This window comes from Halobacillus sp. B23F22_5, from assembly GCF_043497085.1.
Lineage (GTDB): Bacteria > Bacillota > Bacilli > Bacillales > Halobacillaceae > Thalassobacillus.
In genome coordinates this window covers 362,071-384,616 of record NZ_JBIEKI010000002.1, presented here as the reverse complement: position 1 = coordinate 384,616, position 22,546 = coordinate 362,071, and the positions used below count along the sequence as shown (strand labels likewise).

Here is a 22,546-nt window from a genome sequence, read left to right as displayed (position 1 = left end):
AATCAAATAGTGATAAATCTCACTTTCAGGCCTGCAGTATCCTGATATTATATAGGTGTGCAAGTGATGATCCTTTGTTTGTGTCTTGGCCTTGACTGTAAAAGCAGTCGAGGTCTTTTTTTTGAATAGTTATACCCTAACATTTTCTTCCCTGCACATCAGCATTCTATCGACCACTTGCTATAAACTTTACATTAAAACCCGCTGTCACTAAGACAGCGGGTTTAGGATTAGCTTCCGTATTCATCATCTTCAAACTCCTGTTCCATAAATTCACGATGATGCTTCAGTTTTTTGCGATACACCACGCGAGAAAGTACGATACTCACTTCATATAAGATAATCAAAGGAACAGCTACTACCAGCTGTAAAATGAAATCAGGAGGTGAAATCATGGTACCTATGATGATCAGAACAAAATACGCATACTTTCTGATTTTTACTAACATTACTGGGTTGATGACGCCCAGGCTTGTCAGGAACATCGTAATGATAGGTATCTCAAATAAGATGGCAAACGGGATGGTCACCCGGAACAAAAACTTGAAATAACGATCGACCGTGAAAATTTCATTGAACATTCCATCATTCAAGGAAAGCAAGAATGGAAGGATCAATTGGATAAAAATGACGTAACCAAAAGTCAATCCAGCTAAAAATAATAAAAATATAGCCGGAATATAAGAAAGAGAAACCTTTGTCTCTTTTGGCGTCAAAGCCGGTTTCACAAATAACCAGATTTGCAGGCTCAGAATGGGCAGCGTACCAATCAAAGCGACAATGCTTGCCATCGTGAAATATATCCAGATGATTTCCCCTGGACTCGTCACATGTAAATCGAACGCCAGATCCCTGACAAAGAACTGATAAATATCTTTAATAAAAATGAATCCAGTAATAAAAAAGGCCACAAAAGAGACAAGTGTCCAAATGATCCGCTTTCTCAGCTCCGTTAAATGGTCTGTTAAATTCATTTCGACATCTTCTATTTGTTTCTTTTTTTTCAACCTAAACACCTCCCGCTGAACCGTTCCAGTTAAAGCTCAAACGCTATGTACATATGCCCCTTTGACTAAGCCGTCACGTGCTGGCCTGACCTGCATCTTGCAAGGGCAATCAAGTATAAGCTGATTTAATATAAATTTATAATTTCCTATCCCAACAAGTAAAGAAGATGCAAGGTCGCCCCTTACACCTTCCTCGTATACTTTATTATTTGTTTTCATTTTTATCGTCTGACTTTTTATCATCATCCGACATCATATCATTGGTGGCTTTCTTGAACTCTTTTAAGGAACTGCCTACCGCTTTACCTATTTCAGGCAGCTTGGATGGGCCGAAAATGACTAATGCAATAACCAGAATCAATATAAGACCCGGAACGCCGATGTTGCTGAACATAACTATCACCTCTAAGAGAGATTATTTATTTACCCGATGATTGGTGATCATCCTTAAACGCTTGTTTTACTTCTTTAACATCACTGGCTACATCGCCAGTCATATCTTTCGCTGACTTTTTAAATTCACTTAAAGTCTGGCCAGCAGCTTTACCTATTTCAGGAAGTTTTGATGGGCCGAAAATAACCAACGCAATGACTAAAATCAAAATCAACCCTGGTACACCGATACTTGTTAACATTCCTTTCACCATCCTTCCCAAAATAGATTACATGATCGAAACAATTTCTCATGGTCCCATTATAACGGTTTCGCACTTGAAATACTGTAGTTTTTTCACTGTTGTCATAAAATGTTCGATTGTTTATGCAAGTCTTGTCTCAAGCAACTACATTCTATCACGGAATACGAGCCATGTCTTTCAACTCTTGATTATTTTTACAATTTCCTGCGCTTTCTCATAGTCACTCGGGTAATTCATATTAAAAAAATGCCTCTCCTGTTCAACTTTATCAATGGAGGGAAAATGGTCGACAAACACGGTATCTGCTTCGTCGAATAGCGCCTTCATGCTTCGCTTACCCTGATTTAAAAGCTCTCCTGTTTTCTTATAAACCTCTGCTGAATAAACGCCTGACATCGGGTGGAATTTCCCATTGAAAACGGGGATGGCAATATCATGCCCCGCCACCTGCTGTTTCAAAACTTCATAAACAGCAGGAGAAAGGAAAGGAGTATCACAGGCGGAGAGCAGGTAATAATCAGAGGTACGATAGTGAATCGCGGCATGCAGTCCCGCCATCGGCCCTTCTCCTTCAAATACATCCGGGTAAGAAGGAATGTCCACAAAAGAAAAGCGTTCCTTCTGATTGGTGATGATAACCCTCTGATCCGTTATCTTACGAAGACTCTCGTCCACCCATTGAATTGTCTTAAGCCCTCCGAGTTCAAGCAGCGCTTTATCCGTGCCCATTCTGCTTGATTGCCCGCCGGCTAATAAGACGCCACAATAGTCTGTCATTACCTGGTCACCCGATCATAGGTGCGGAAATAATAATCATACGGATTTTTCTCATCCTTGACGCCTTTTTCTTCATGCGTCAATTCCCACTCATCTTCCTGGTACTCCGGGAAATAGGTATCTCCTTGAAAAGTTTCATCGATGTAGGTCATATACATACGATCCGCTTGATCAAGAATTTGTTCAAACAATACACTCCCACCGATGACGAACCACTCCGTATCAGGGTTTTCTTCATTCCACTTCAGTATTTCGCTGATATCATGGATGATTTTACACCCTGGCTGCTGATAGGTCTCATCTTTTGTCAGGATGACATTCTCTCTTTTCGGTAATGGCCGGTTGAAGGATTCGTAGGTTTTTCTTCCCATTATAATGGTATGTCCGATTGTTTTTTCTTTAAAGAATTTCAAATCATTCGGTAAATGCCAGGGGAGGTCATTGTCTTTCCCCATGACATGATTCCGGTCCATTGCAAATAGTAGTGATATCATTTCAGTGCTCCCTTCTAAACCGCAACAAGTGCTTTAATGCCTGGATGTGGATCATAACCTTCTATTTTCATGTCTTCCATTTCAAAATCAAATATGGAAGTCTTTTCTTGATTCAGTTTCAGCGTCGGGAATGCTCTCGGTTCACGAGCCAATTGTGTTTTTACTTGTTCGGTATGGTTTGTATATATATGGGCATCCCCTAGCGTATGGATGAACTCTCCAGGCTCCAGTCCGCACGTATGGGCTACCAGGTAAGTCAACAGGGCGTAGCTGGCAATGTTGAACGGGACGCCAAGGAAAATATCTCCGCTCCGCTGGTACAACTGGCAGGAAAGTTTACCATCCGCCACATAGAATTGGAACATCGTATGACATGGTGGTAGAGCCATATTAGAGGGAACATCTTCAGGATTCCATGCCGTAACGATATGTCTTCTGGAATCCGGGTTATTTTTGATATTTTCGATCACCTCTTGAAGCTGATCCAATGTCTCTCCCTGCGATGTTTTCCAGGCGCGCCATTGCTTGCCGTATACAGAACCTAAGTCACCAAAGGTTTCTGCAAATCGATCATCGTCTAAAATCAACTGTTTGAAACGTTCCATCTGCTCCTGATATACCGTCTTGAACGATTCATCCTGTTGACTTCGGATACCGAAGTCCGTCATATCAGGGCCATCATACTCATCACTCTCGACCCATTTTTTAAACGCCCATTCGTTCCAGATGTTATTATTATGCTGCAAAAGATAACGAATATTGGTGTCCCCTTTGATGAACCAAAGCAACTCACTTGCTATCAGGCGGAAAGGTACGCGCTTTGTTGTCAGTAATGGAAAACCCTCTGAGAGGTCGAAGCGTAATTGTTTTCCGAACGATGAATATGTACCTGTACCAGTTCGATCTCCCTTTTTCGTCCCATTCTCTAACACTTCCTGGCACATTTCTAAATAAGCCCGCTCTCCAGTTGTCATGTCCAGTCACTCCTTGTCGAATTATTTTCTCTCATTTTAACATTATTCTGTGTACCACTCACAATAAAATTGCCGTAAATACATTTCCATGAATTCATGGCGTTCTAATGCAATTTTCCTTGCAGCATTCGTATTCATTTTTTCACTAAGCTTCAGTAATTTATCATAAAAGTGCTGGATCGATGTCTTTCCTTCCTGTTCATCGTAAATCAATTGACCTTTTGCCCCACCGAAAGCGAATGTCCTCGCAATACCTATTGCACCGATGGCGTCAAGACGATCGGCATCCTGTACAATTCTGCCTTCGAGTGACTCAGGTACTTTTCCTTTTGAAAAAGATACATCCTCAATAGCCGCTTCGATGTCAGCGATTCTTTCAGCGGGCAAATTAAGTTTTTTCAAATAGTCGTTCATCACTTTTTTTGCATGCGTAGGGTCATCGAATAATTTAGCATCTCCAATATCATGCAGCCAGCCGGCAGCTTCGGCAAGAAAAGTATCTGCCCCTTCCTGTTCAGCCAGTTCCCGTGCCTGTCTGGCTACCCGTCTCATATGAAAGTAGTCATGCCCTGTAACATCGTCTTCAAACAATTCCTTAACATAGCATTCGATTTTTTCTATTACATTGCTTTCATTCATTAAACTTCTCCTTAAAATTGGTTCTGTTAAATCTCAGTGTTGATTTTACAGTTTAGCTCCCGATTGCTGGAGACTCAGTTTCGAGATAGTTGGACCCGTTACCATGAGAGTAATGGGATGGTCTTGGAAACGACTCGCTTTCCTGCGGGGGACCTGGCAAGCTTCCTCGGGCTTCGCCCTGTGGGATCTCGCCTAGCCCCTTCTCCCGCGGGAGTCTCGCCGTTTCCCTTCCCATCCAGCCAGTTTAGTAATAAACGGTCCTTCAAAAAGAGAAAGAATGTCCAACTACATTCATACTGTTGCATTTACAAAGTATACAAAGGGGACAGCGTCTTTTTTCAACATCCTAGGGCTGTTTCACAAGTGTGATTTCGAGAACTTTCTATGGCAAGGTCCGGAGGGGAACGGCGAGACTCCTGCGGGATGAAAATGACAGGTGAGACCCCGGAAGACGAAGTCTGAGGAGGCTCAGCGCATGCCCGCGGAAAGGGAGTCGTTCCCCACCGGACCGCTATTCAGACAAACATCTCGAAATGAAGTCTTCGACTTTACGGCCCTACAGTCGAATGTTATGAAAAATCATAACGTTTAACAAAGCCTAAAAGTTGAATAAGTCCATTTGTCTAGGGTTAAGATTTTCATAGTTTATATCCATCATGTCAATCAACTGTTTGGCATTAGCTGCAGCATCGCCGCCAGAATTATTATTAAAAAAGATGGTGATGTCCTTGGTTTGCTGCTCGATTTTTTTTATATTTTCCACCCATTCTTCTAATTCTTTCTCGTTATACCGATAAAGAAAGCGAACAGCTCGCCAGTCTTTACCTTCCCGGCCATTGCGGTTCCATCCATGAACGTTCCGGCCGTGAAAGCGAACCAAGGTCTTTTCCGGATGGGTGGGTTCGAGGATCGTCGGCACAGAATTTTCTCCTGCCTGCGGTTCATCGACGATTGTATGAATCCATTTTTCTTCCTTCATGAAATCGAGCGTCTGTTGTTTATATTTTGGATCGAACCAGGACTGGTTACGGAACTCCAGTGCTAACGGAAGGTCAGGCAGCCACTCTCTGATTGTTTTCAGCTTTTTAATATGGTCTTTACGAACATCGAACCAGGGAGGAAACTGAAACAATAGTGCATTTAACTTGCCCGCCTCCACGACAGGCTGAATCGATTCCCGATATTCCTCCATCAACGCTTTCGCTTCCTGTATCGTCAGTTTGTCACGATCATGACCTGTCAGTTTTTGATAGGCTTTAATTACGAATGAAAAATTTTCAGGAGTCTGACTCAGCCACTTCCGGTAATTTTTTTCAGGCTGAATCGCGTAAAAAGCTGTATCCACTTCCACAACGGGAAAATGGGAAGCATAAGCAGATAGCTTATCCCCAGAGGCGACACGATCATCATAAAGAAGTTCATGATCTCCCCAGCCAGTTACTCCTATTTTTATGGACATTGTCTATCACCTCATACACTCCATGATTCTCTTGATTGTAGCAAAAATCTCCCCGCTATTCAGCTGGGGAGATTTTGCCTGGTTCATTTTAGCTTATTTGATTTTAGAACAATCCGGTGATTGTGCCGTCATCGCTTACATTCATGTTCAGAGCTGCTGGTTTTTTCGGAAGCCCAGGCATCGTCATGATAGCACCAGTTAAAACGACGATGAAACCAGCGCCTGCGGAAGCACGTAATTCTCTAATCGTGACAGTAAAATCTTTCGGCCGTCCCAATAATGTCGGATCATCTGATAGAGAATATTGGGTTTTCGCCATGCAGACAGGTAAGTTGCCAAAACCGAGCTTCTCATATTGTACCAGCTGCTTTTTGGCTTTAGGAGAAAGTTCAATATCAGCGGCCCCATATACTTTTTGGGCGATTTTACGAATTTTCAGCTCTAAATTATCCTCCAGCTCATACACGTATTGAAGGTTTGTTTCTTCCGTTTCACAGACTTGAACGACTTTATAGGCGAGATCCACTCCGCCTTCCCCGCCTTCGGCAAATACATCTACTAAGGATACGAGTGCGTTTCTTGATTCACACCAGTGATGGACAAAGTTCACTTCTTCTTCTGTATCGGTCGGGAATTTGTTGATGGCGATGACGTATGGAAGACCGAAACCTTCGATTGTTTCCATATGCTTTTTCAAGTTCTCCATGCCATTTTTCAATGCTTCCAGATCTTCTTCAGCAAGGTCTTTTTTATCCTTGCCTCCATGCATTTTCAACGCCCGAATGGTAGCTACGATCACTACAGCATCTGGTTCAAATTCACCGGCACGAGTCTTGATATCAATGAATTTCTCAGCTCCTAAATCAGCGCCGAATCCCGCTTCAGTCACTACGTAGTCGCCAAGCTTAGCAGCGATCTTTGTGGCTACAACACTATTACAGCCATGTGCGATATTAGCGAATGGACCGCCATGTATGATAGCCGGGGTATTTTCAAGTGTCTGCACCAGATTAGGCTTGATCGCATCTTTTAACAACAGGGCCAGTGCTCCTTCATATCCCAGTTGGCCGACAGTCACTGGTTCCTTATCGTACGTATATCCGATCAAAATTCTCGCAAGACGCTGTTTCAAATCATTCATATTCTTTGCCAGACATAAAACAGCCATAATTTCTGAAGCTACGGTAATGTTGAACCCGTCTTCCCGCGGCATTCCCTGTACAGGCCCGCCGAGTCCTACGACAACATTTCTTAATGCCCGGTCGTTCAAATCCATTACCCGCTTCCACTCCACTCTTCGCGGATCGATATTCAACTCATTGCCTTGATGGATATGATTATCAATAAATGCGGAAAGTGCATTATTCGCTGTCGTAATCGCATGGATGTCTCCTGTAAAATGCAGGTTGATGTCCTGCATTGGGACGACCTGGGAATAGCCGCCTCCAGCTGCCCCGCCTTTCAATCCCATCGTTGGGCCTAATGATGGCTCACGTAAAGCAATGATCGCCTTTTTATCTATTTTATTTAATGCTTGTCCTAACCCTACGGTAACCGTGGACTTCCCTTCTCCTGCCGGTGTGGGGTTGATCGATGTTGTCAAAATGACTTTGCCATCCGGCCTGTCCTCAAGCTTTTCAAGCAATTGATCAGAAAGTTTGGCCTTATAGTGACCATAAGGTTCCCAATCTTCCTTTGTAAGCGCTAACATTTTCGTGATCTCTTCAATCGGTTTCATCCTGGCTTCCTGTGCTATTTCTATATCCGTTTTCATGTTCAAACCCCCTTCTATGTATAATTTCCATTCTACCTTAGTTAAGTCGAGATGTTTATATCCAGGGATAAAGATTAAATTTTCTGACAAAACAGGAAGGTGAACAAAAAGAATATTTTATTACAGATTTTCTAATCCTCCTTGACAATAAAAGCCCTTATAAGCTATATTGGATACAAGCAAAACGATGAATGGGTATCTATTAAGGATATCGATTCCATCGATTTTGTAATTAACACGTGTTACGTGCAAGATTTTAGGAGGATTTTTATCATGCAAAACGGTACAGTAAAATGGTTTAACGCAGAAAAAGGTTATGGCTTCATTCAAGTAGAAGGTGGCGACGATGTATTCGTACACTTCTCTGCTATCAACGAAGAAGGCTTTAAATCTCTAGAAGAAGGTCAATCTGTCACTTTCGAAATCGTCGAAGGCGACCGTGGACCTCAAGCTGCCAACGTAGAAAAAAACTAATTTAAACCAAAATATACCAAGCGGCAATCAAAATGATTGCCGCTTTTTCATTTGTTTTCGTATTAAGGGAAACGTATAATGAGTACGGTTTATTTCATAAAACCGCGCGGTTCGAAAATTCCCGCGTCATCAAAACTAAGGAGGAAATGAACATGGCAAATGAATGGCTTTGGGTGCTTTTCGCTGGAGTGAACTTCACCTTATTGCTCATTATGTACCGTATATTCGGGCGTTTCGGTCTGTTAGTATGGATCGGGATGGCGACCGTAATCGCTAATATTCAAGTGGTCAAAACAATCGAATTATTCGGCGTAACAGCCACATTAGGAAACATCATATATGGGACAGCCTTTTTGGCTACGGATATATTAAATGAAAAATACGGAAAGAAAGCAGCAAAACAGGCCGTTTGGATGGGATTTTCTACATTGATAGCCATGACGGTAATGATGCAGCTTGCTCTTTTGTTTACACCAGGACAAGAGGATATCGCCCAGCCGGCGCTTCGCACATTGTTCGGCATCGTTCCGCAAATTGCCATTGGCAGCCTGCTTGCATATATCGTAAGTCAGTATTTTGATGTGTGGATCTATTCGAAATTGAAGCGTCTCTTTCATGGGGATCGTTGGCTTTGGGTAAGAAACAACGGCAGCACAATGATGAGTCAATTGCTGGATACGGCCATTTTCTGTGGAATTGCTTTTTATGGCCTCTACCCTTTAGAGATATGGTTCGAAATTTTTCTGACCACTTATTTCATCAAATTCTTAGTAGCAATCATAGATACACCTTTCTTATATATTGCCAAACGTTTCAATCATGAGAAGCCGATAGTCAGGGAAGGATGATGAGATGATCGAAGTTTATACAGACGGAGCAGCTGCCGGGGATCCTGGTCCCAGCAGTGCTGGCGTTTTTATTAAAAACGGGAAGGAACATCATGAATTTTCCTTTAAATTAGGGGATTTATCCAATCATGAGGCAGAGTTCTGGGCAGTGATCAAAGCCTTGGAAATCTGTCGTGATGAGTTTCCTGGTGATATATTATCGTTTAGAAGCGATTCAAAGATTGTAGTTGAAACGCTTGAAAAAAACTATACCAAAAATCACCGGTTCCTCCCACTATTAGAAAAAATCAATCACTTGCAATCCAGTTTCCCATTTGTATTTTATAAGTGGATACCAGAAAAACAAAATGGAAAAGCTGATATGCTTGCCCGAGCGGCATTAAAAAAATAACCCGCCTGCTTTCATAAGAAACGCAAGCGGGTTTTCTAGTACTTTAAGAAATTTTAAAAAATTCCAAGGCTTTCAACGAGCCACTTTTTTAATAACCATTATAATGCTTTTCTCTTCGATAAGCCCTTCGCTTCCAGCACCATCCATGCCTTCCTTTTAGAATTGATTCCCCGCTTAGAAATATGTTCGAGTACACCCATATAAAAACTACCGTCGAACGTGTGTTGAAATTGTAATGTAGCCTTAAGAGCTATAATCACTTTCCATACAGGGGCATTAGTTGAGTTCATACCAAAGTAAATGAATCGTACATCTTCATCCGATAGTTTGAACCCTTTTGCCCATAAATCTTCTAGAAAATAAGCTAAAGTGTATTGCTGTTTCATGCACCGCCACCCTCTGGTCTGAGTTTTTCTCTCATAATTATTGCTTGTCTACCGTCGCCACTTCATTTTCCTGATACGAAATCCAATCGCTGAAACTACCGACATATAACTTAACCTGATCCATCCCTGCTTCCCATAAACCAATAACATTGGAGGCAGCAGTAACGCCAGACCCACAATAAACAATGATTTCTTTCTGATCGGACAATTCTTGAAAATGCTGTTGTAATTCTGCTTTAGATTTCCATGTGCCATCTTTTTTGTAGACGTCCACCCAATCATATTGTACCGCACCAGGGATATGGCCGCTCTTTATGTCTATCGGCTCTTTCCACCCTGCATAACGTTCAAAACTCCGGGAATCAACAAGCGCGGTATCTTTCTCTTCCTGTCTAGCTCTGACATAGGCTTCTCCACAGGCCATATCAGGTTGTAATTCGATGGGATAGCTGGCTGTCCGTTCCAAACGTGGTGCTTCTTTCTCTAAAGGTAAGCCTGCATTTGTCCAGGCATCCATACCGCCATCCAGCAGATATACCTCCCCGTGGCCCACATATTTCAATAACCATAACATTCTTGCAGCCATGACGCTGCGATTCTGATCATAAGCAATGACCAACGTTTCTCTGTCGATACCTGCATTGGCAAGCGTCTCTTGAAAAGACTCCAATTCTGGCAAAGGATGTCTTCCCCCATGTTGCTTAATTTCTCCGCTCAATGATTTTTCTAAATCAAAATAAACAGCACCTGGTAAATGCCCCTCGTCGTACATTCGCTGTCCTTTATCGGGATCACTCAAATCAAAGCGACAATCCGCAAATACCACTTTCTTTTCTTCAGACCATTGTTTCGCTTGCGCCACGGTTATAACATTCGACATGATCCTTCACCCTTCGAGTTTATTCCATTATAACAAAAAAGAAAGCCAGGTGTAGGTCACCTGGCTGAGAGAATATGCTCATATTGCTTTTGTCTCTGTTCCATACTTTTATCCGAATGGTGTTTTTTAAAGTTAATAAACCGTTGTGCCGTTGGCGAGTTCAATTTACCTAAAATATAAACCATCAGTAAGGTGTATACCGATATCGTCAAACCGATCAAAAAAATCATATGCAGAACCTCTTTTCTACAATTGATAATGATTTTCATTTCTAACTAGAATTATAGCAAAGCTTTTTTTGCTTTGCAATTAATAATCAAAATTGTACGAATTATTGTCACAATTGAAGCGCTCCATTAGATTCTTTTAGCGCTTTTTCTTCAACAGGGATTCTGATCTTCAAAAGTAACAGATGCAGGATAGGAAAGATCACCGCTGTTACATAAGCCTGGAAAAGTAATGGTATGATGATGAATTCCAGTAGAACCACCCAATAATTCGGATGTTTGAAAAGCTTGTAAGGACCTTTCGCTACCAATTCGTGCCCAGGTATGACTATTACCCTGGTATTCCAGTACCTCCCCAAAGAGAGGATGCACCAGACCCTGAATAATTGTAGAAAAGAAAAAGCTATAAATAACCCGATGAAAGCTTTCGGTCTCCAACCATCAAAAAATATAGAAGACTCGATATACATGCTGATAAAGAATATCGTGTGGACGAAAATGAACCATTTATAATGTTGTTTACCATGTTCTTTTCCCCCATGCATCAAAGCCCACCGCTGGTTAGCTTTTGCAATGAACAATTCAACTATACGCTGCAATACGATCGCTCCAAAAAGAATCATCAATACTACCGGCATCAATACCACTCCAAACTGATCAACTCAGAACTGAATCCTGGCCCCAGGGCAGCCATTAGAGACTTCGTCCCGGCCTCGGGGAATGATTTCATATACTCATATAAAACATAGCAAACAGTAACAGACGACATATTTCCATGCCTTGATAATACGTGATACGATTCCCTGAAAGCTTCTTGATCCAGCTGTAACACTTCCTGATAAGCTTCAAGTACCTTTTTGCCGCCTGGATGAGCAACAAAAAACGGCAGCTCTTCCTGTTGCATTCCCCGTTCGCTCAGAAAGTTTTGGACATGTGTTTTCCAAAAATCTTTAACTAAGTGGGGAATACTTTTATTAAATATAACTTCAAAACCGGTATCTGTAATTTCCCATCCCATGATATCGATAGAGTCTTTTTTGGTCTTTGAACTTGTTCCATCCATGACTGGTACGGTTCGCTTCTTTTTTTCCAACAGTTTGGATTTAGAACCAGCTACTAGCACAGCACTAATGCCGTCACCGAATAATGCGGTTCCGACGAAGTTGCTTTTTTTGGAATCTGTTTTTTGAAAAGTCAGACTGCACAGTTCTACGTTGATCACAAGCACATTCTTTTCAGGATAAGCTTTTACCCAATCATAGGCTCTTGCCAGACCGCTGACCCCTCCGGCACAACCTAAACCGAATATAGGAACCCGCTTTACATCTTCACGAAAAGATCTTGCATTCATTACTCTAGCTTCCATAGAAGGTGTGGCAAGGCCGGTAGTGGAGACGAAACAAATCATATCAATTTCTTCAAAACTAACTGCTTCAGTAAGAAACAGCTCATTCCCCAAACATTCATCAATCGCATGAAGCGAATGACGATAAGCTTCCTGTATATAAATCTCATTTCTTTCACGCATGCCGTGTGGTTGTTTAAACCATTCCTCATCCACGATAAATTGTCGTTTTTCTATCATCGAATTATCAAAAACAGGAAGTAATCGCTGTTTGTCACGTTCGGATAATGGAAATAACGATTCGACTAAGCCTTTTACCTGCGTTTGTGCTATTTCATATGGAGGTTCACTTTTCCCGATCGAAAGTATATAAGCCATGTGTTCTCCTTTTTTATGCTTATATTGTGTCTCATTATGGTATTTATGTATATCCAGGAGTAAAAAACAGGCAATCCGCACCATCATGCCGACAGTGCCGTGTTATCGACTTCCTAAACACTACGCTGAACCTGCTCTATTGAGTTTGGACACCGGAGAACAGAAAAAAATCCCGCAGTGCGGGATTATGTAATCAATAAGCTGTTAAAAACCGTAAATGGTCATTCCACCATCCACGAATAAAGTTTGTCCGGTCATGTAATCTCCGGCTTCAGAGGCCAAAAATACTGCTGCACCCGCCAGTTCAGACAATTTCCCGATCCGTTTAAGTGGTGTGCGGGCTAAGATATCCTGAACATAATCTTCATCCTGCAGAAGTTTTTCTGTTAAAGCGGTTGGGAAGTACCACGGTCCAATAGCATTCACATTAATATTATGCTTTCCCCACTCCATAGCTAAATTTTTAGTCATTTGTATCAGAGCACTTTTAGTCATAGCGTAAACAACACCCGTTCTTAAAGCTGTATGTCCCCCTACCGAAGATATATTGATGATTTTGCCTGCCTGGTTGTCCTTCATCTTTTTGGCGGCATACTGAGATAAGAAAAAAGCACTCTTCATATTTGTGGATACAATTTGATCCCATTCATTTTCTGTTACTTCCAGTGCCTCACTGCGTATATTCATACCTGCGTTATTAACCCATATATCCAATTGGCGCTCACCTATTATAGTGTCTGCCTTTTCCATAATATAATCATAAGCATTCACATCCGCCTGGATTATAAACGCTTTCTTTCCTAAACTTTCAATGGAACGCTTCACTTCTTCTAATTGCTCTTCGGAACGGGCGATCAATACTACATCAGCTCCAGCTTCTGCAAATGACAACGCAATTGCTTTTCCGATTCCCTTGGTAGCACCTGTTACTACAGCTAATTTATTCGTCAGTTCAAAACTTGGTAAAAACATTACGTTTCCCCCTATCTGTTATTTTTCACCATTATATCATTCATCCTTTAAGGTTTTGCTCTCTTTTTAATTTACAACTAATAGTTGAGAACCCCTCTCTTGTTAGAATAAATTGGTTTAGCAGAACGATTTTTAAGAGTCTTCCCACATAAACATAAGTAAAAAGTTCTAAATTTCTTCACATTTATATAGAATACTGTGATTGCCCTCTTTTGTATGTTGTGGTAAACGTTTTTAACTTTTCACAAAGTGTACAAATTTACAGGGTGTAAAATGATTTACATCACACATAAACCCTTTATTTACAGTGTTTTCAGTTGTTATTGAACACTTTGTGAAAAATGTGAATTACAGGGTGATTTCACATAAAATTGCTGTAAGATAGTTATTAACAAACCAACAAAAATTTGAAAGGAGTGGGCAAAAATGCCTAGCACAAATCTGAAACAACAAACAGAAACTGAGCACAGCACCCAAGAACCCAACTTAAAGGGAACATTGGTGTCGGTTTCCATTGTTGGGGGATTTTTAGTGTTATCCTGGCTGGCTGTCTTTGGCCTGTTTTTAGCAAGATAATAATTTTGATACGTAAAGAGGGGGATTACGATGCATCTGCATAAATACGAAAAAATCTGGATGGGAGCAGGGGTTGGAACACTACTCATTTTCTTAATTGTTCTTGGGGTAGGAGCTTTCTACCAGGGAACCCAGCCGCCAAGCTGTATGGTGACGCTGGATCCGACTAACGTCCAGGCACACGAAGCATTTAAAGAAGATAATCTTGGCTTGCAGAAGCTCGGAGAAAAGGAATATACCTTGAATGTGCTTGCTTCCGCTTTCAATTATGACTTCGGAAAGGACGAAGATGGTAATGCCATCCGTAAGATCCGAATTCCTGCGGGATCAAAAGTTATGTTTCAGGCTACGACTAAAGACGTCATTCACGGTTTTCAACTAGCCGGTACTAATGTCAACATGATGCTGGAACCAGGCTATATCTCCACACTGGAAACTACATTGGATAACCCTGGAACTTATACGCTGATATGTAATGAATATTGTGGTACCGGCCACCACTTGATGACAGCAACCGTGGAGGTGTATGAAGAATGATAGCAGAAAAAACAGGATTAAATAAATCAGATTCAAAGTTGGTCATGTCTTTTATGTGGGTGACGTTCATTTCGTTACTTATCGGTGGACTGATGGGGTTATTACAGACATTAGTACGTACCGGTAACTTCACTCTTCCGTTTGGCATTGGTTATTATCAAATATTGACGGTACATGGTGTCATTCTCGGTCTTGTACTCACTACATTTTTCATTATCGGCTTCCAGTTTGCTCTCATGACTAAAACAGTAGGCATGACAAATAAACAGCGCAAGTGGGGTTGGGCATCTTTTTGGGTAATGCTGATTGGTACCACCGCAAGCGCTATCATGATTTTATTAGGAAAGGCCAGCGTCCTTTATACATTCTATGCTCCGTTGAAAGCTCATCCAATCTTTTATTTTGGTCTTACCTTCGTCATAGTCGGATCCTGGATTGCCTGCTTTGTCAATTTCCGTCAATTATATAAATGGAAAAAAGAACATCCTGGTGAGCATTCACCACTGCTTGCGTTCATGGTCGTCATTAATATGCTGATGTGGTTTATTTGTACACTTGGGGTAGCTGCTACGGTACTTATCCAATTCATTCCTTGGTCAATGGGATTAGTCGATAGTATGAATATCCTGGTCAGCCGTACGTTATTCTGGTATTTCGGCCATCCATTAGTGTACTTCTGGCTGCTGCCTGCTTATATGGCATGGTATGCCATCCTGCCGAAAATTATCGGAGGTAAGATATTCAGTGATTCACTTGCACGTCTTGCCTTTATTTTATTCTTGATATTTTCCATTCCAGTCGGATTCCATCACCAGCTATTAGAACCTGGTATTGATCCAATGTGGAAATACATTCAAGTTGTTCTGACATTTGCTGTAGTCATCCCATCCTTGTTAACTGCCTTCTCCATGTTCGCAACATTCGAAATCACTGGAAGGCAAAAAGGATATACCGGATTGTTCGGATGGCTGCGCCACCTGCCATGGAAAGATGTTCGTTTCTTTGCACCGTTTATGGGGATGGTTGCTTTTATTCCAGCGGGAGCAGGCGGTATCATTAATGCATCTAACCAGATGAACCAGGTTGTCCATAACACCATTTGGGTAACAGGTCATTTCCATTTGACTTTAGCAACTACTGTCATTCTCACATTCTTTGGAATCAGCTACTGGCTGGTACCTGTCCTTACCGGTAGAAAAATCGACAAAAAAATCAATACACTCGGAATGACTCAAACGATCGTCTGGCTGGTCGGGATGTTCTTCATGTCAGGATCCATGCATTTGGCAGGATTGCTTGGGGCTCCGAGAAGATCCGCTTTTTCAGATTACCAGGGCAGTGCCCAGGCCGCTGAATGGATTGGCTATCAGTACGGGCAGGCCATCGGTGGTTCCATTCTGTTCATTGGTATCCTGATCATGCTCTACAACTTTTTCTATATGACTTTTAAAGCGCCTAAAGGTGTAGAAGAGTTTCCGATTGCAGAAGCGCCTACCGGAACAGAACCGACGCCGATTGTCCTGGAAAACTGGAGGTTATGGATTGGTATTACGGTGGTATTGATTGCATTTGCCTACACAATTCCATTTGTCGATATCATTCAAAATTCACCACCAGGATCGCCTCCATTCGAATGGCCGATCGGCAACAATTAATTAACATTAATAACTAGTAACAAACCAAAACGTCCAGATCGCTATAGATCTGGACGTTTTCTGTTTAAGAAGTCTTTTATAAACTAACTGTTAAAGGTTCGTTACCATAAAAGAGTCAGGGCTGGTTGGGAAACTACTCGCTTTCCTGTGGGGAATCCGGCAAGCCTCCTCGGTCGTTTCACTCCCTGTGGGGTCTCGCCTGGCTCCTTCTCCCACGGGAGTCTCGCAGTTTCCCAACCAACCCATCCGAAGGATGGAAAAACGAACCCCTGCAAAGCAGAAGAGATCTTCCACGATCACCGAATAATATGGCTTGAGCTTGAAGGTTACATCCCGCTTTTATAAGTAGTTCTCCTTTGGTTGAAGAACTGCATATCGGATGTTTCCGTTTCTCTTATAAACGCAAGGAGAGCCGGGAAATTGCGAGACTCCTCGAAAATGTTACACATTTTCTTCGTGCGGTGTTTATTCAAGAAGCTTATTCAAAGTCCTATGGGATGAATATGAGCGGTGAGATCCCGCAAGGCGAAGCCTGAGGAAGCTCACCCCATGCCCATGGAAAGCGAGTGCTTTCCCGGCCCTCCAAACGCTCACCACCGTAACAGAAACAGTTTCTCTCGAAACTGAGTTTTCAGCAAAAGGGAGCTTATCTGTAAAATTGACACTTAAAATTAATAGAGACTTCATAAAAGAAAGCGATCGCATCCTTTTTATCACCCAAGGAATTAATCGCTTTACCTTTATTTAGAATTGATATATTTTCCGATATTTTTCTGTAAGATAATTCACCAAATAATCAGGGTTTAGTTGTTCTCCAGTTACATCTGACAGAATTTCCAGTGGTTTTTTCATACTTCCATATTGATGGATGTTTTCTGTAAGCCACTCTTTGATACTTGTAAAGTCTCCGGCGCGTATCACTTTATCAAAATCAATGTCTTTTTCCATCCGGTTATAGAATTGTGCCGCATACATATACCCTAAAGCATAGGAAGGAAAATAACCGAAGCTCCCACCGGCCCAATGGACATCCTGAAGCACACCTTCCGCGTTATTTCTAGGACGGATGCCGACATACTCCTCCATTTTATCATTCCATATCTCTGGCAGGTCTTTCACCTTAATGTCTCCGGCAATCAATGCCTTTTCAAGTTCATACCGCACCATGATATGTAACGGGTATGTCAGTTCATCTGCTTCAATTCGAATATAAGATGGTTTCACTTCATTGATTGCTTGATAAAAAGGTGACAACTCAAGTGTGCTGAATGAATCAGGTGCATAGGATTTAAATAAATCATAATGATTTTCCCAGAAGGCTTCGCTTCTGGCAATGAAATTTTCCCAAAAGAGTGATTGAGACTCATGAATTCCCATGGAAGTACCGTCAGCAAGTGGTGTAAATGCCAATTCAGGATTAATATTCTGTTCATACAGGGCATGCCCACCTTCATGGATAGTACCGAATACTGCTGTCCGGAAATCCTTCTCATCGTATTTAGTCGTAACCCGGACATCATTGATATTCAAACCAATCGCAAAGGGATGGACAGTTTCATCCAGCCTGCCTGCTTGAAAGTCATACCCCATGCGATCAAGTATCTCCAGGCTGAATTTTTCTTGCTTCTCTTTTGGAAAATGTCCATGAAGCACTGAAGGATCTGGTTTGCTGGACGAATGTTGGATTTTTTCCAATAGTCCTGACAATGACTTTCTCACCTTAGGAAAGACTTCATCCAATACAGCTACAGTCACGCCAGGTTCATAGTTATCCAATAAAGCATCATAAATATGATTTTTGTAACCCCAGTATCCAGCAAACTTCTGGTTGTACGCCACAAGTTTTTCCAGATAAGGCTGGAAGCTTTCGAAATCATCATTCTCTTTTGCCTCTTCCCATACCGCTTCTGCATTCGATTGAAGCATGACGTATTCTTTATATTCTTCTGCAGGAATTTTTGCGCTGCGTTCGTAACTCTCTTTCGACTTCTCTACTGCTTTTTTGATGATTTCGTTGTCCGTATTGCCCTCTAATTCCTCAATATAAGCTTTCATCTGATCAGATGTAGTGATTTGATGTACCTTCTGCGATATCATCCCGATCACTTCAGAACGGTTGCCGATTGCTTTTTTTGGCGCCATTGTTCGCATATCCCAAAACATCAAACCCAGTGCTTCTTCATATGAAGCCTTTTCTTTCAATAAATCGAGAAAATCCTTTTCCAACGCTTTACTCACACAGCTTCCCCCTATTTCGGCCGCTTTCCAAAAAACTGATAGTAGTCAGTTTGAATGTAACCATTGAATAACTTCCGCTTTTTAGATGCCTGCCGTCCATAAATTTTTTCGAAATTCGAATGGGAAGTCAGAACGTAGACACTCCAGGATGGATGATCTCGCATAATCACCCCTAAATCTCTGTACATTGCTTCTACTTCTTCCCGCTCCCCGATTCGTTCTCCATAAGGAGGATTAGACACGAGGTAGCCATTTTCCTTCTTTGGACGTAAATCTTTTACTTGCATTTGTTTCCACTGGACCAAATCACCCAGGCCAGCTTCCATGGCATTGGCTTTTGAAATATCAATCATACGATGATCGATATCATAACCGGTAATATCTAAGGGCTGGTCGTATTTGGCGTGGTCCTCCGCTTCTTGAAAAGCATTATCCCATGCTGTTTGTGGAATCCAGTCCCATTCCTCCGAAGCGAATTCTCTATTAAATCCAGGGGCGATATTCTGCCCGATTAAAGCAGCTTCAATCGCTATGGTTCCTGACCCACAGAACGGATCAACAAATGGCTTGTCTGGTGTCCAGTTTGTTAGCTGTACCAGCGCAGCAGCCAGGGTCTCCTTTAAAGGTGCTTCCCCTTGTCCGGTACGATACCCTCTTTTATGCAAACCACTGCCTGATGTGTCAATTGTCAATAATGCGGTGTCCTTATGCAATGCAATTTCTACACGGTAAAATGCCCCATCTTCTTTCAACCATGAAGCGATTCCATGACGTTGCTTCATCCTTTCGACAATCGCTTTTTTAACGATTGACTGACAATCAGGGACACTATATAGTTTTGATTTTACAGATTTACCAATGACCGGAAACTCGCCATCTTCTGGTATGTAGGTTTCCCAGGGAAGTGCCTTGGTCTTTTCGAATAACTCATCAAAACTGTAAGCCTTGAATTTTCCTACCTGGAGTTTGATACGATCAGCTGTCCTTAACCAAAGATTTGCACGTGGGATTGCGGATACATCAGCCTCAAAGGTTACCCTGCCATTCTCCACTTCTACATCTTTGTAACCTAAATTCTTCACTTCCTGAGCAACAATTGATTCAAGTCCCATTGCTGCGGTAGCGATCAAGGTGACTTTTTGCGGCATAAAAATTTCATTCCTTTTCATCGATAGTTATAATAAAAAACCCTTTCTAACGCAATGACTGCATTTAGAAAGGGATTGTTTCAAAGTCAGACCTTTGAATACTTTGTAAGCCATGTTCTGTACCATCGTACTGCCAGCGGTGGTCAACCTCGTACTCCGGTGGTAATCATCTATCTGCAAGCATTGCGCTTGCCTCTTGTCAGGTTCATTTCCCTTCGAAGAGTGCCCCTACCTTCATTTGGGTTGCTCGCTCATGGGGTTTACCTCGTTCCACTCAAAGCATTTCTACTTTGACTACGTCACTGTGGCACTTTCAAGGTTGGAATGCCATATCCAAAAAGGACTTAGGCATTTTCCCTGCCGTTAGCCATAGGCTACCCTGACTTATGGTTTCGTCAGGCATGAACACTACAGGCATCTCAGCCTGTGCGAGCATGGACTTTCCTCTGCATTAAATATGCAGCGATTACCCAAGTATTCAAAACTGCTTTATTATTTTACCTGGTTGACTGATTACTGTCAATGGAATAACTATTATAGCATACCTGTAAAAGATTTGTATACGCCAATTTTTGGAACTTATGAGTCTGCGTATTTCTTTCCAAAAACAGCTTTTTCTAAATTAGAAAGGCGCTTCAATACATCATAATTCACTTGATGGTTAGGCGTCTGTGTTTCATTTTGCACTGGACGGCTTCTCGTTGCCTCTCTTGCAGGTGTACGTTTCAACCGTTCATTCTCTTGTCTTAACCGTTCAATTTCCTGATTGAACACATCATAGTCCTGAATAATCAGATCCAAAAATTCATCTACATCTTCCTGATTATAACCTCTCATTGATGTTTTAAAATCTTTTTCTAATATCTGTTTACCATCTAGATTCAATTTATCATTGATCATCAGTATCACCTCTATTTACACACCTTACTCCTATTTTTCCAAAACGGAGCATAAATGTCAATTTTTTATTGTAGCTTTATTGACTCCAGTAATCCGGGTCGGCCATTTGTGTTTGTTCCACTGTTTCCTGGAGGTCGAGTGGTGTTATATAAAGTATCTTGTACCCCATTTTTTCCTCGGCGGCCAGCGCTTCTTTACGAAAAAAATCCGGACTTCCCGGGGTGTCTTGATCATAAAGCATCAAGGCACCATCAGAATGGTTCACCAGAAACTGATCCTTCGCTTTAAATTGATATGGGCCCTGATATTCCTTTTCATAAACAGGTTTGTAAAAATCGGCCAACATGGACATTTCTTCATATCGGCTCTTCATTTCATCCGGCCATCGTGATTCCTGATTGATGAAAGGCGGAATGAAGCCAAGCTGGACATCATATTGTTCTTTTAAGTCCATGACGACTTCTGCAGCCCATAACTCTACTCCCATCTGTCCTGATATCAATACCCATTCCAGTCCCTCTTCTAACATATCTGTCAGCTTTTTTTTCAACGCTTCCTTAATATAGAAGATCCGTGGATCGTCATTTTTAAAGATGCCTAATTCCATGGGTTTATAGCCGGTAACTACCATCGTTTTCATAAAAAATCGGCTCCTTGAACGGTTTCCCTTCTATATCAGTATATCTCAAACCTATGTAGTCATCCAAACATTAAAAAACGAGCATCTGTTAGATACTCGTTTTTGTAATGATTAATCACGCCACCAAGGGTGATGGCAGCCTTTACCCATATGACACATACCTGGTCCCATTGGACCTCCTTGAGGCATGTTGCCATTTTCGACACCTGCAACCTGAGGACCCATACCCTGAGGCATCATTCCCATTGACGGTGTAGGCCCCATCTGCGCGCCTGCGACTTGAGGTCCCATTCCCATTGGAGGTCTTGGTCCCGTTTCAGCACCTGCGACCTGGGGACCCATTCCCATTGGTCCTGTCATTTCTGGTCTTTGAGGCGGCATGAAGACATCTTCCGAGTCGAACGTATCCATTACGGATTGTGTCTGCGGGAAGTGGTGCATATTCCTGGTCAAATGATGATTCATGATGGTGGTATGCGTAGGATGAATATAATCTACTTCATTCTGGAAGTAATTATTTTGGACACAGTGTCTTGTCGGGCAGACGACTTGCTGTCTCGGGCCAGTTTGCCCAGGGCCCATACAGTTTTTGTGATGCATCTTGCATTCCCCTTTCTGTAAGATTCATCTTTCATTATTAGGGTATGTACTGGGTCAATAACATGTACTGAGGCAAATAACCATTTTATAAGCATCTGTCATGTAAAGAGGAAAGTGAATTTCATTAAAAAAAGCACCTGGCAGACACCAGGTGCTCTATGTAAGAAACTATTCGTCATTAGATAAATCGCTTTGTGCAAAAGAGAATGGCAATAATTCTTCCATAGTAAGTGTTTTGACATCTCCTTTGAGGTTAGTGGTGTGAATCTTCATATCATTCGGGAAAAATTCACTCATTACTTGTCGACAGGATCCACATGGTGGTACCGGACGATCTGTATCAGCCACAACAGCCATTTCCTGAAATTCATTTTCTCCATCTGCAATCGCTTTGAAAATAGCGACTCTTTCTGCACAGCACGTAACTGGGTATGCTGCATTTTCAATGTTGCAGCCATCATAAGTCTTCCCGGACTTAGTAATCAGCGCAGCTCCAACTTGAAACTTTGAATACGGGGTATAGGCACGCTGGCGGATATTTTTTGCTCTTTCAATCAAATCTGTCTTTGTCATCTTTATCCCTCCCCTA

At 41.9% G+C, this 22,546-nt stretch carries 28 protein-coding genes and 1 other RNA gene; 7 read left to right on the top strand and 22 right to left on the bottom strand.

Going from position 1 to position 22,546, the window contains the following annotated elements:
- Nucleotides 1-230: 230 nt before the first annotated feature.
- The 9 genes from tatC to ACGTN9_RS05315 form a co-directional block, all read right to left on the bottom strand.
- Complete coding sequence (tatC, locus tag ACGTN9_RS05355) at nt 231-974, bottom strand: twin-arginine translocase subunit TatC (protein ID WP_499591309.1); 744 nt, start codon at nt 972-974, stop codon at nt 231-233.
- 238 nt (nt 975-1,212) lie between these two features.
- Nucleotides 1,213-1,401 carry a twin-arginine translocase TatA/TatE family subunit gene (locus tag ACGTN9_RS05350; protein WP_028782974.1) on the bottom strand — a complete coding sequence of 63 codons (189 nt, stop codon included), beginning with the start codon at nt 1,399-1,401 and terminating at the stop codon, nt 1,213-1,215.
- A gap of 25 nt (nt 1,402-1,426) precedes the next feature.
- Nucleotides 1,427-1,642 carry a twin-arginine translocase TatA/TatE family subunit gene (locus ACGTN9_RS05345; RefSeq protein WP_093044739.1) on the bottom strand — a complete coding sequence of 72 codons (216 nt, stop codon included), beginning with the start codon at nt 1,640-1,642 and terminating at the stop codon, nt 1,427-1,429.
- 180 nt (nt 1,643-1,822) lie between these two features.
- Nucleotides 1,823-2,422, bottom strand: coding sequence for a molybdenum cofactor guanylyltransferase (mobA, locus tag ACGTN9_RS05340; RefSeq protein ID WP_499591235.1), 600 nt, complete (start codon nt 2,420-2,422; stop codon nt 1,823-1,825).
- Entirely contained in the window at nt 2,422-2,916 is a 495-nt protein-coding gene (locus tag ACGTN9_RS05335) for a dihydrofolate reductase (protein WP_499591233.1), read from the bottom strand. The genes mobA and ACGTN9_RS05335 overlap by 1 nt, the downstream gene beginning before the upstream one ends.
- A gap of 14 nt (nt 2,917-2,930) precedes the next feature.
- Nucleotides 2,931-3,890 carry a thymidylate synthase gene (locus ACGTN9_RS05330; RefSeq protein ID WP_499591231.1) on the bottom strand — a complete coding sequence of 320 codons (960 nt, stop codon included), beginning with the start codon at nt 3,888-3,890 and terminating at the stop codon, nt 2,931-2,933.
- A 42-nt stretch (nt 3,891-3,932) separates the two neighbouring features.
- Complete coding sequence (locus ACGTN9_RS05325; protein WP_499591229.1) at nt 3,933-4,529, bottom strand: HD domain-containing protein; 597 nt, start codon at nt 4,527-4,529, stop codon at nt 3,933-3,935.
- 598 nt (nt 4,530-5,127) lie between these two features.
- Nucleotides 5,128-5,988, bottom strand: coding sequence for a DUF72 domain-containing protein (locus tag ACGTN9_RS05320; RefSeq protein ID WP_499591227.1), 861 nt, complete (start codon nt 5,986-5,988; stop codon nt 5,128-5,130).
- 103 nt (nt 5,989-6,091) lie between these two features.
- The gene (locus tag ACGTN9_RS05315; RefSeq protein WP_499591225.1) at nt 6,092-7,762 is read right to left on the bottom strand and encodes a formate--tetrahydrofolate ligase; all 1,671 of its coding nucleotides are present in this window, start codon (nt 7,760-7,762) and stop codon (nt 6,092-6,094) included.
- A 273-nt stretch (nt 7,763-8,035) separates the two neighbouring features.
- Here ACGTN9_RS05315 and ACGTN9_RS05310 point away from each other — a divergent pair, with 273 nt between their 5' ends.
- The 3 genes from ACGTN9_RS05310 to ACGTN9_RS05300 all read left to right on the top strand — a co-directional run bounded on the left by ACGTN9_RS05310 (nt 8,036) and on the right by ACGTN9_RS05300 (nt 9,475).
- Entirely contained in the window at nt 8,036-8,236 is a 201-nt protein-coding gene (locus ACGTN9_RS05310) for a cold-shock protein (RefSeq protein WP_028782982.1), read from the top strand.
- A 152-nt stretch (nt 8,237-8,388) separates the two neighbouring features.
- Nucleotides 8,389-9,084, top strand: coding sequence for a queuosine precursor transporter (locus ACGTN9_RS05305; protein ID WP_499591223.1), 696 nt, complete (start codon nt 8,389-8,391; stop codon nt 9,082-9,084).
- Nucleotides 9,085-9,088: 4 nt separating this feature from the next.
- Nucleotides 9,089-9,475, top strand: coding sequence for a ribonuclease HI family protein (locus tag ACGTN9_RS05300; RefSeq protein ID WP_499591221.1), 387 nt, complete (start codon nt 9,089-9,091; stop codon nt 9,473-9,475).
- Between the two features lie 98 nt (nt 9,476-9,573).
- On the opposite strand, the gene ACGTN9_RS05295 is transcribed toward ACGTN9_RS05300, so the two are convergent.
- The 6 genes from ACGTN9_RS05295 to ACGTN9_RS05270 form a co-directional block, all read right to left on the bottom strand.
- Complete coding sequence (locus ACGTN9_RS05295; protein ID WP_093044730.1) at nt 9,574-9,861, bottom strand: DUF6123 family protein; 288 nt, start codon at nt 9,859-9,861, stop codon at nt 9,574-9,576.
- A gap of 37 nt (nt 9,862-9,898) precedes the next feature.
- On the bottom strand, nt 9,899-10,741 hold the full coding sequence (locus ACGTN9_RS05290; RefSeq protein WP_499591219.1) for a sulfurtransferase: 843 nt from the start codon (nt 10,739-10,741) through the stop codon (nt 9,899-9,901).
- Between the two features lie 56 nt (nt 10,742-10,797).
- Complete coding sequence (locus ACGTN9_RS05285; protein WP_499591217.1) at nt 10,798-11,010, bottom strand: hypothetical protein; 213 nt, start codon at nt 11,008-11,010, stop codon at nt 10,798-10,800.
- Between the two features lie 68 nt (nt 11,011-11,078).
- Complete coding sequence (locus ACGTN9_RS05280) at nt 11,079-11,606, bottom strand: isoprenylcysteine carboxyl methyltransferase family protein (RefSeq protein ID WP_499591215.1); 528 nt, start codon at nt 11,604-11,606, stop codon at nt 11,079-11,081.
- Nucleotides 11,606-12,775, bottom strand: coding sequence for a type III polyketide synthase (locus ACGTN9_RS05275; RefSeq protein ID WP_499591307.1), 1,170 nt, complete (start codon nt 12,773-12,775; stop codon nt 11,606-11,608). Before ACGTN9_RS05275 ends, ACGTN9_RS05280 begins: the two co-directional genes overlap by 1 nt.
- 120 nt (nt 12,776-12,895) lie before the next feature.
- Nucleotides 12,896-13,663 carry an SDR family NAD(P)-dependent oxidoreductase gene (locus tag ACGTN9_RS05270; RefSeq protein WP_499591213.1) on the bottom strand — a complete coding sequence of 256 codons (768 nt, stop codon included), beginning with the start codon at nt 13,661-13,663 and terminating at the stop codon, nt 12,896-12,898.
- A 426-nt stretch (nt 13,664-14,089) separates the two neighbouring features.
- On the opposite strand from ACGTN9_RS05270, the gene ACGTN9_RS05265 reads away from it, so the two are divergent.
- From ACGTN9_RS05265 to ACGTN9_RS05250, 4 genes are all read left to right on the top strand, one after another.
- Nucleotides 14,090-14,239, top strand: a complete 150-nt coding sequence (locus tag ACGTN9_RS05265) for a cytochrome c oxidase subunit 2A (protein ID WP_499591211.1) — start codon at nt 14,090-14,092, stop codon at nt 14,237-14,239.
- A gap of 30 nt (nt 14,240-14,269) precedes the next feature.
- A complete protein-coding gene (locus ACGTN9_RS05260; RefSeq protein WP_499591209.1) occupies nt 14,270-14,776 on the top strand; it encodes a cytochrome c oxidase subunit II in 507 nt (168 codons plus the stop codon).
- The gene (locus tag ACGTN9_RS05255) at nt 14,773-16,431 is read left to right on the top strand and encodes a b(o/a)3-type cytochrome-c oxidase subunit 1 (RefSeq protein ID WP_499591207.1); all 1,659 of its coding nucleotides are present in this window, start codon (nt 14,773-14,775) and stop codon (nt 16,429-16,431) included. The genes ACGTN9_RS05260 and ACGTN9_RS05255 overlap by 4 nt, the downstream gene beginning before the upstream one ends.
- 356 nt (nt 16,432-16,787) lie before the next feature.
- Entirely contained in the window at nt 16,788-16,967 is a 180-nt protein-coding gene (locus tag ACGTN9_RS05250; RefSeq protein WP_499591205.1) for a hypothetical protein, read from the top strand.
- A gap of 208 nt (nt 16,968-17,175) precedes the next feature.
- Here ACGTN9_RS05250 and ACGTN9_RS05245 read toward each other — a convergent pair whose 3' ends face one another.
- The 7 genes from ACGTN9_RS05245 to cdd all read right to left on the bottom strand — a co-directional run bounded on the left by ACGTN9_RS05245 (nt 17,176) and on the right by cdd (nt 22,530).
- The gene (locus ACGTN9_RS05245) at nt 17,176-18,669 is read right to left on the bottom strand and encodes a carboxypeptidase M32 (RefSeq protein WP_499591203.1); all 1,494 of its coding nucleotides are present in this window, start codon (nt 18,667-18,669) and stop codon (nt 17,176-17,178) included.
- Nucleotides 18,670-18,680: 11 nt separating this feature from the next.
- A complete protein-coding gene (locus ACGTN9_RS05240; RefSeq protein ID WP_499591305.1) occupies nt 18,681-19,817 on the bottom strand; it encodes a THUMP domain-containing class I SAM-dependent RNA methyltransferase in 1,137 nt (378 codons plus the stop codon).
- A gap of 101 nt (nt 19,818-19,918) precedes the next feature.
- Nucleotides 19,919-20,295: RNase P RNA component class B (rnpB, locus tag ACGTN9_RS05235), an RNA gene on the bottom strand.
- Between the two features lie 101 nt (nt 20,296-20,396).
- Nucleotides 20,397-20,717 carry a cell division regulator GpsB gene (gene gpsB, locus ACGTN9_RS05230; RefSeq protein WP_093044721.1) on the bottom strand — a complete coding sequence of 107 codons (321 nt, stop codon included), beginning with the start codon at nt 20,715-20,717 and terminating at the stop codon, nt 20,397-20,399.
- Between the two features lie 76 nt (nt 20,718-20,793).
- Nucleotides 20,794-21,357 (bottom strand): SLOG family protein, encoded by a 564-nt coding sequence (locus ACGTN9_RS05225; RefSeq protein ID WP_499591200.1) that lies wholly within the window; start codon nt 21,355-21,357, stop codon nt 20,794-20,796.
- 111 nt (nt 21,358-21,468) lie between these two features.
- The gene (locus ACGTN9_RS05220) at nt 21,469-21,957 is read right to left on the bottom strand and encodes a CotD family spore coat protein (protein ID WP_499591198.1); all 489 of its coding nucleotides are present in this window, start codon (nt 21,955-21,957) and stop codon (nt 21,469-21,471) included.
- 168 nt (nt 21,958-22,125) lie between these two features.
- Nucleotides 22,126-22,530: a cytidine deaminase gene (gene cdd / locus ACGTN9_RS05215; protein ID WP_499591196.1), complete on the bottom strand. Its 405-nt coding sequence runs from the start codon at nt 22,528-22,530 to the stop codon at nt 22,126-22,128.
- Nucleotides 22,531-22,546 lie beyond the last annotated feature (16 nt).

What these genes read in the sequence shown, in the direction of transcription:
- tatC (WP_499591309.1), bottom strand. Translation starts at nt 974, where the DNA reads ATGAATTTAACAGACCATTTAACGGAGCTGAGAAAGCGGATCATTTGG.
- ACGTN9_RS05350 (WP_028782974.1), bottom strand. Translation starts at nt 1,401, where the DNA reads ATGTTCAGCAACATCGGCGTTCCGGGTCTTATATTGATTCTGGTTATT.
- ACGTN9_RS05345 (WP_093044739.1), bottom strand. Translation starts at nt 1,642, where the DNA reads ATGTTAACAAGTATCGGTGTACCAGGGTTGATTTTGATTTTAGTCATT.
- mobA (WP_499591235.1), bottom strand. Translation starts at nt 2,422, where the DNA reads ATGACAGACTATTGTGGCGTCTTATTAGCCGGCGGGCAATCAAGCAGA.
- ACGTN9_RS05335 (WP_499591233.1), bottom strand. Translation starts at nt 2,916, where the DNA reads ATGATATCACTACTATTTGCAATGGACCGGAATCATGTCATGGGGAAA.
- ACGTN9_RS05330 (WP_499591231.1), bottom strand. Translation starts at nt 3,890, where the DNA reads ATGACAACTGGAGAGCGGGCTTATTTAGAAATGTGCCAGGAAGTGTTA.
- ACGTN9_RS05325 (WP_499591229.1), bottom strand. Translation starts at nt 4,529, where the DNA reads ATGAATGAAAGCAATGTAATAGAAAAAATCGAATGCTATGTTAAGGAA.
- ACGTN9_RS05320 (WP_499591227.1), bottom strand. Translation starts at nt 5,988, where the DNA reads ATGTCCATAAAAATAGGAGTAACTGGCTGGGGAGATCATGAACTTCTT.
- ACGTN9_RS05315 (WP_499591225.1), bottom strand. Translation starts at nt 7,762, where the DNA reads ATGAAAACGGATATAGAAATAGCACAGGAAGCCAGGATGAAACCGATT.
- ACGTN9_RS05310 (WP_028782982.1), top strand. Translation starts at nt 8,036, where the DNA reads ATGCAAAACGGTACAGTAAAATGGTTTAACGCAGAAAAAGGTTATGGC.
- ACGTN9_RS05305 (WP_499591223.1), top strand. Translation starts at nt 8,389, where the DNA reads ATGGCAAATGAATGGCTTTGGGTGCTTTTCGCTGGAGTGAACTTCACC.
- ACGTN9_RS05300 (WP_499591221.1), top strand. Translation starts at nt 9,089, where the DNA reads ATGATCGAAGTTTATACAGACGGAGCAGCTGCCGGGGATCCTGGTCCC.
- ACGTN9_RS05295 (WP_093044730.1), bottom strand. Translation starts at nt 9,861, where the DNA reads ATGAAACAGCAATACACTTTAGCTTATTTTCTAGAAGATTTATGGGCA.
- ACGTN9_RS05290 (WP_499591219.1), bottom strand. Translation starts at nt 10,741, where the DNA reads ATGTCGAATGTTATAACCGTGGCGCAAGCGAAACAATGGTCTGAAGAA.
- ACGTN9_RS05285 (WP_499591217.1), bottom strand. Translation starts at nt 11,010, where the DNA reads ATGAAAATCATTATCAATTGTAGAAAAGAGGTTCTGCATATGATTTTT.
- ACGTN9_RS05280 (WP_499591215.1), bottom strand. Translation starts at nt 11,606, where the DNA reads ATGCCGGTAGTATTGATGATTCTTTTTGGAGCGATCGTATTGCAGCGT.
- ACGTN9_RS05275 (WP_499591307.1), bottom strand. Translation starts at nt 12,775, where the DNA reads ATGGTGCGGATTGCCTGTTTTTTACTCCTGGATATACATAAATACCAT.
- ACGTN9_RS05270 (WP_499591213.1), bottom strand. Translation starts at nt 13,663, where the DNA reads ATGTTTTTACCAAGTTTTGAACTGACGAATAAATTAGCTGTAGTAACA.
- ACGTN9_RS05265 (WP_499591211.1), top strand. Translation starts at nt 14,090, where the DNA reads ATGCCTAGCACAAATCTGAAACAACAAACAGAAACTGAGCACAGCACC.
- ACGTN9_RS05260 (WP_499591209.1), top strand. Translation starts at nt 14,270, where the DNA reads ATGCATCTGCATAAATACGAAAAAATCTGGATGGGAGCAGGGGTTGGA.
- ACGTN9_RS05255 (WP_499591207.1), top strand. Translation starts at nt 14,773, where the DNA reads ATGATAGCAGAAAAAACAGGATTAAATAAATCAGATTCAAAGTTGGTC.
- ACGTN9_RS05240 (WP_499591305.1), bottom strand. Translation starts at nt 19,817, where the DNA reads ATGCCGCAAAAAGTCACCTTGATCGCTACCGCAGCAATGGGACTTGAA.
- gpsB (WP_093044721.1), bottom strand. Translation starts at nt 20,717, where the DNA reads ATGATCAATGATAAATTGAATCTAGATGGTAAACAGATATTAGAAAAA.
- ACGTN9_RS05225 (WP_499591200.1), bottom strand. Translation starts at nt 21,357, where the DNA reads ATGAAAACGATGGTAGTTACCGGCTATAAACCCATGGAATTAGGCATC.
- ACGTN9_RS05220 (WP_499591198.1), bottom strand. Translation starts at nt 21,957, where the DNA reads ATGCATCACAAAAACTGTATGGGCCCTGGGCAAACTGGCCCGAGACAG.
- cdd (WP_499591196.1), bottom strand. Translation starts at nt 22,530, where the DNA reads ATGACAAAGACAGATTTGATTGAAAGAGCAAAAAATATCCGCCAGCGT.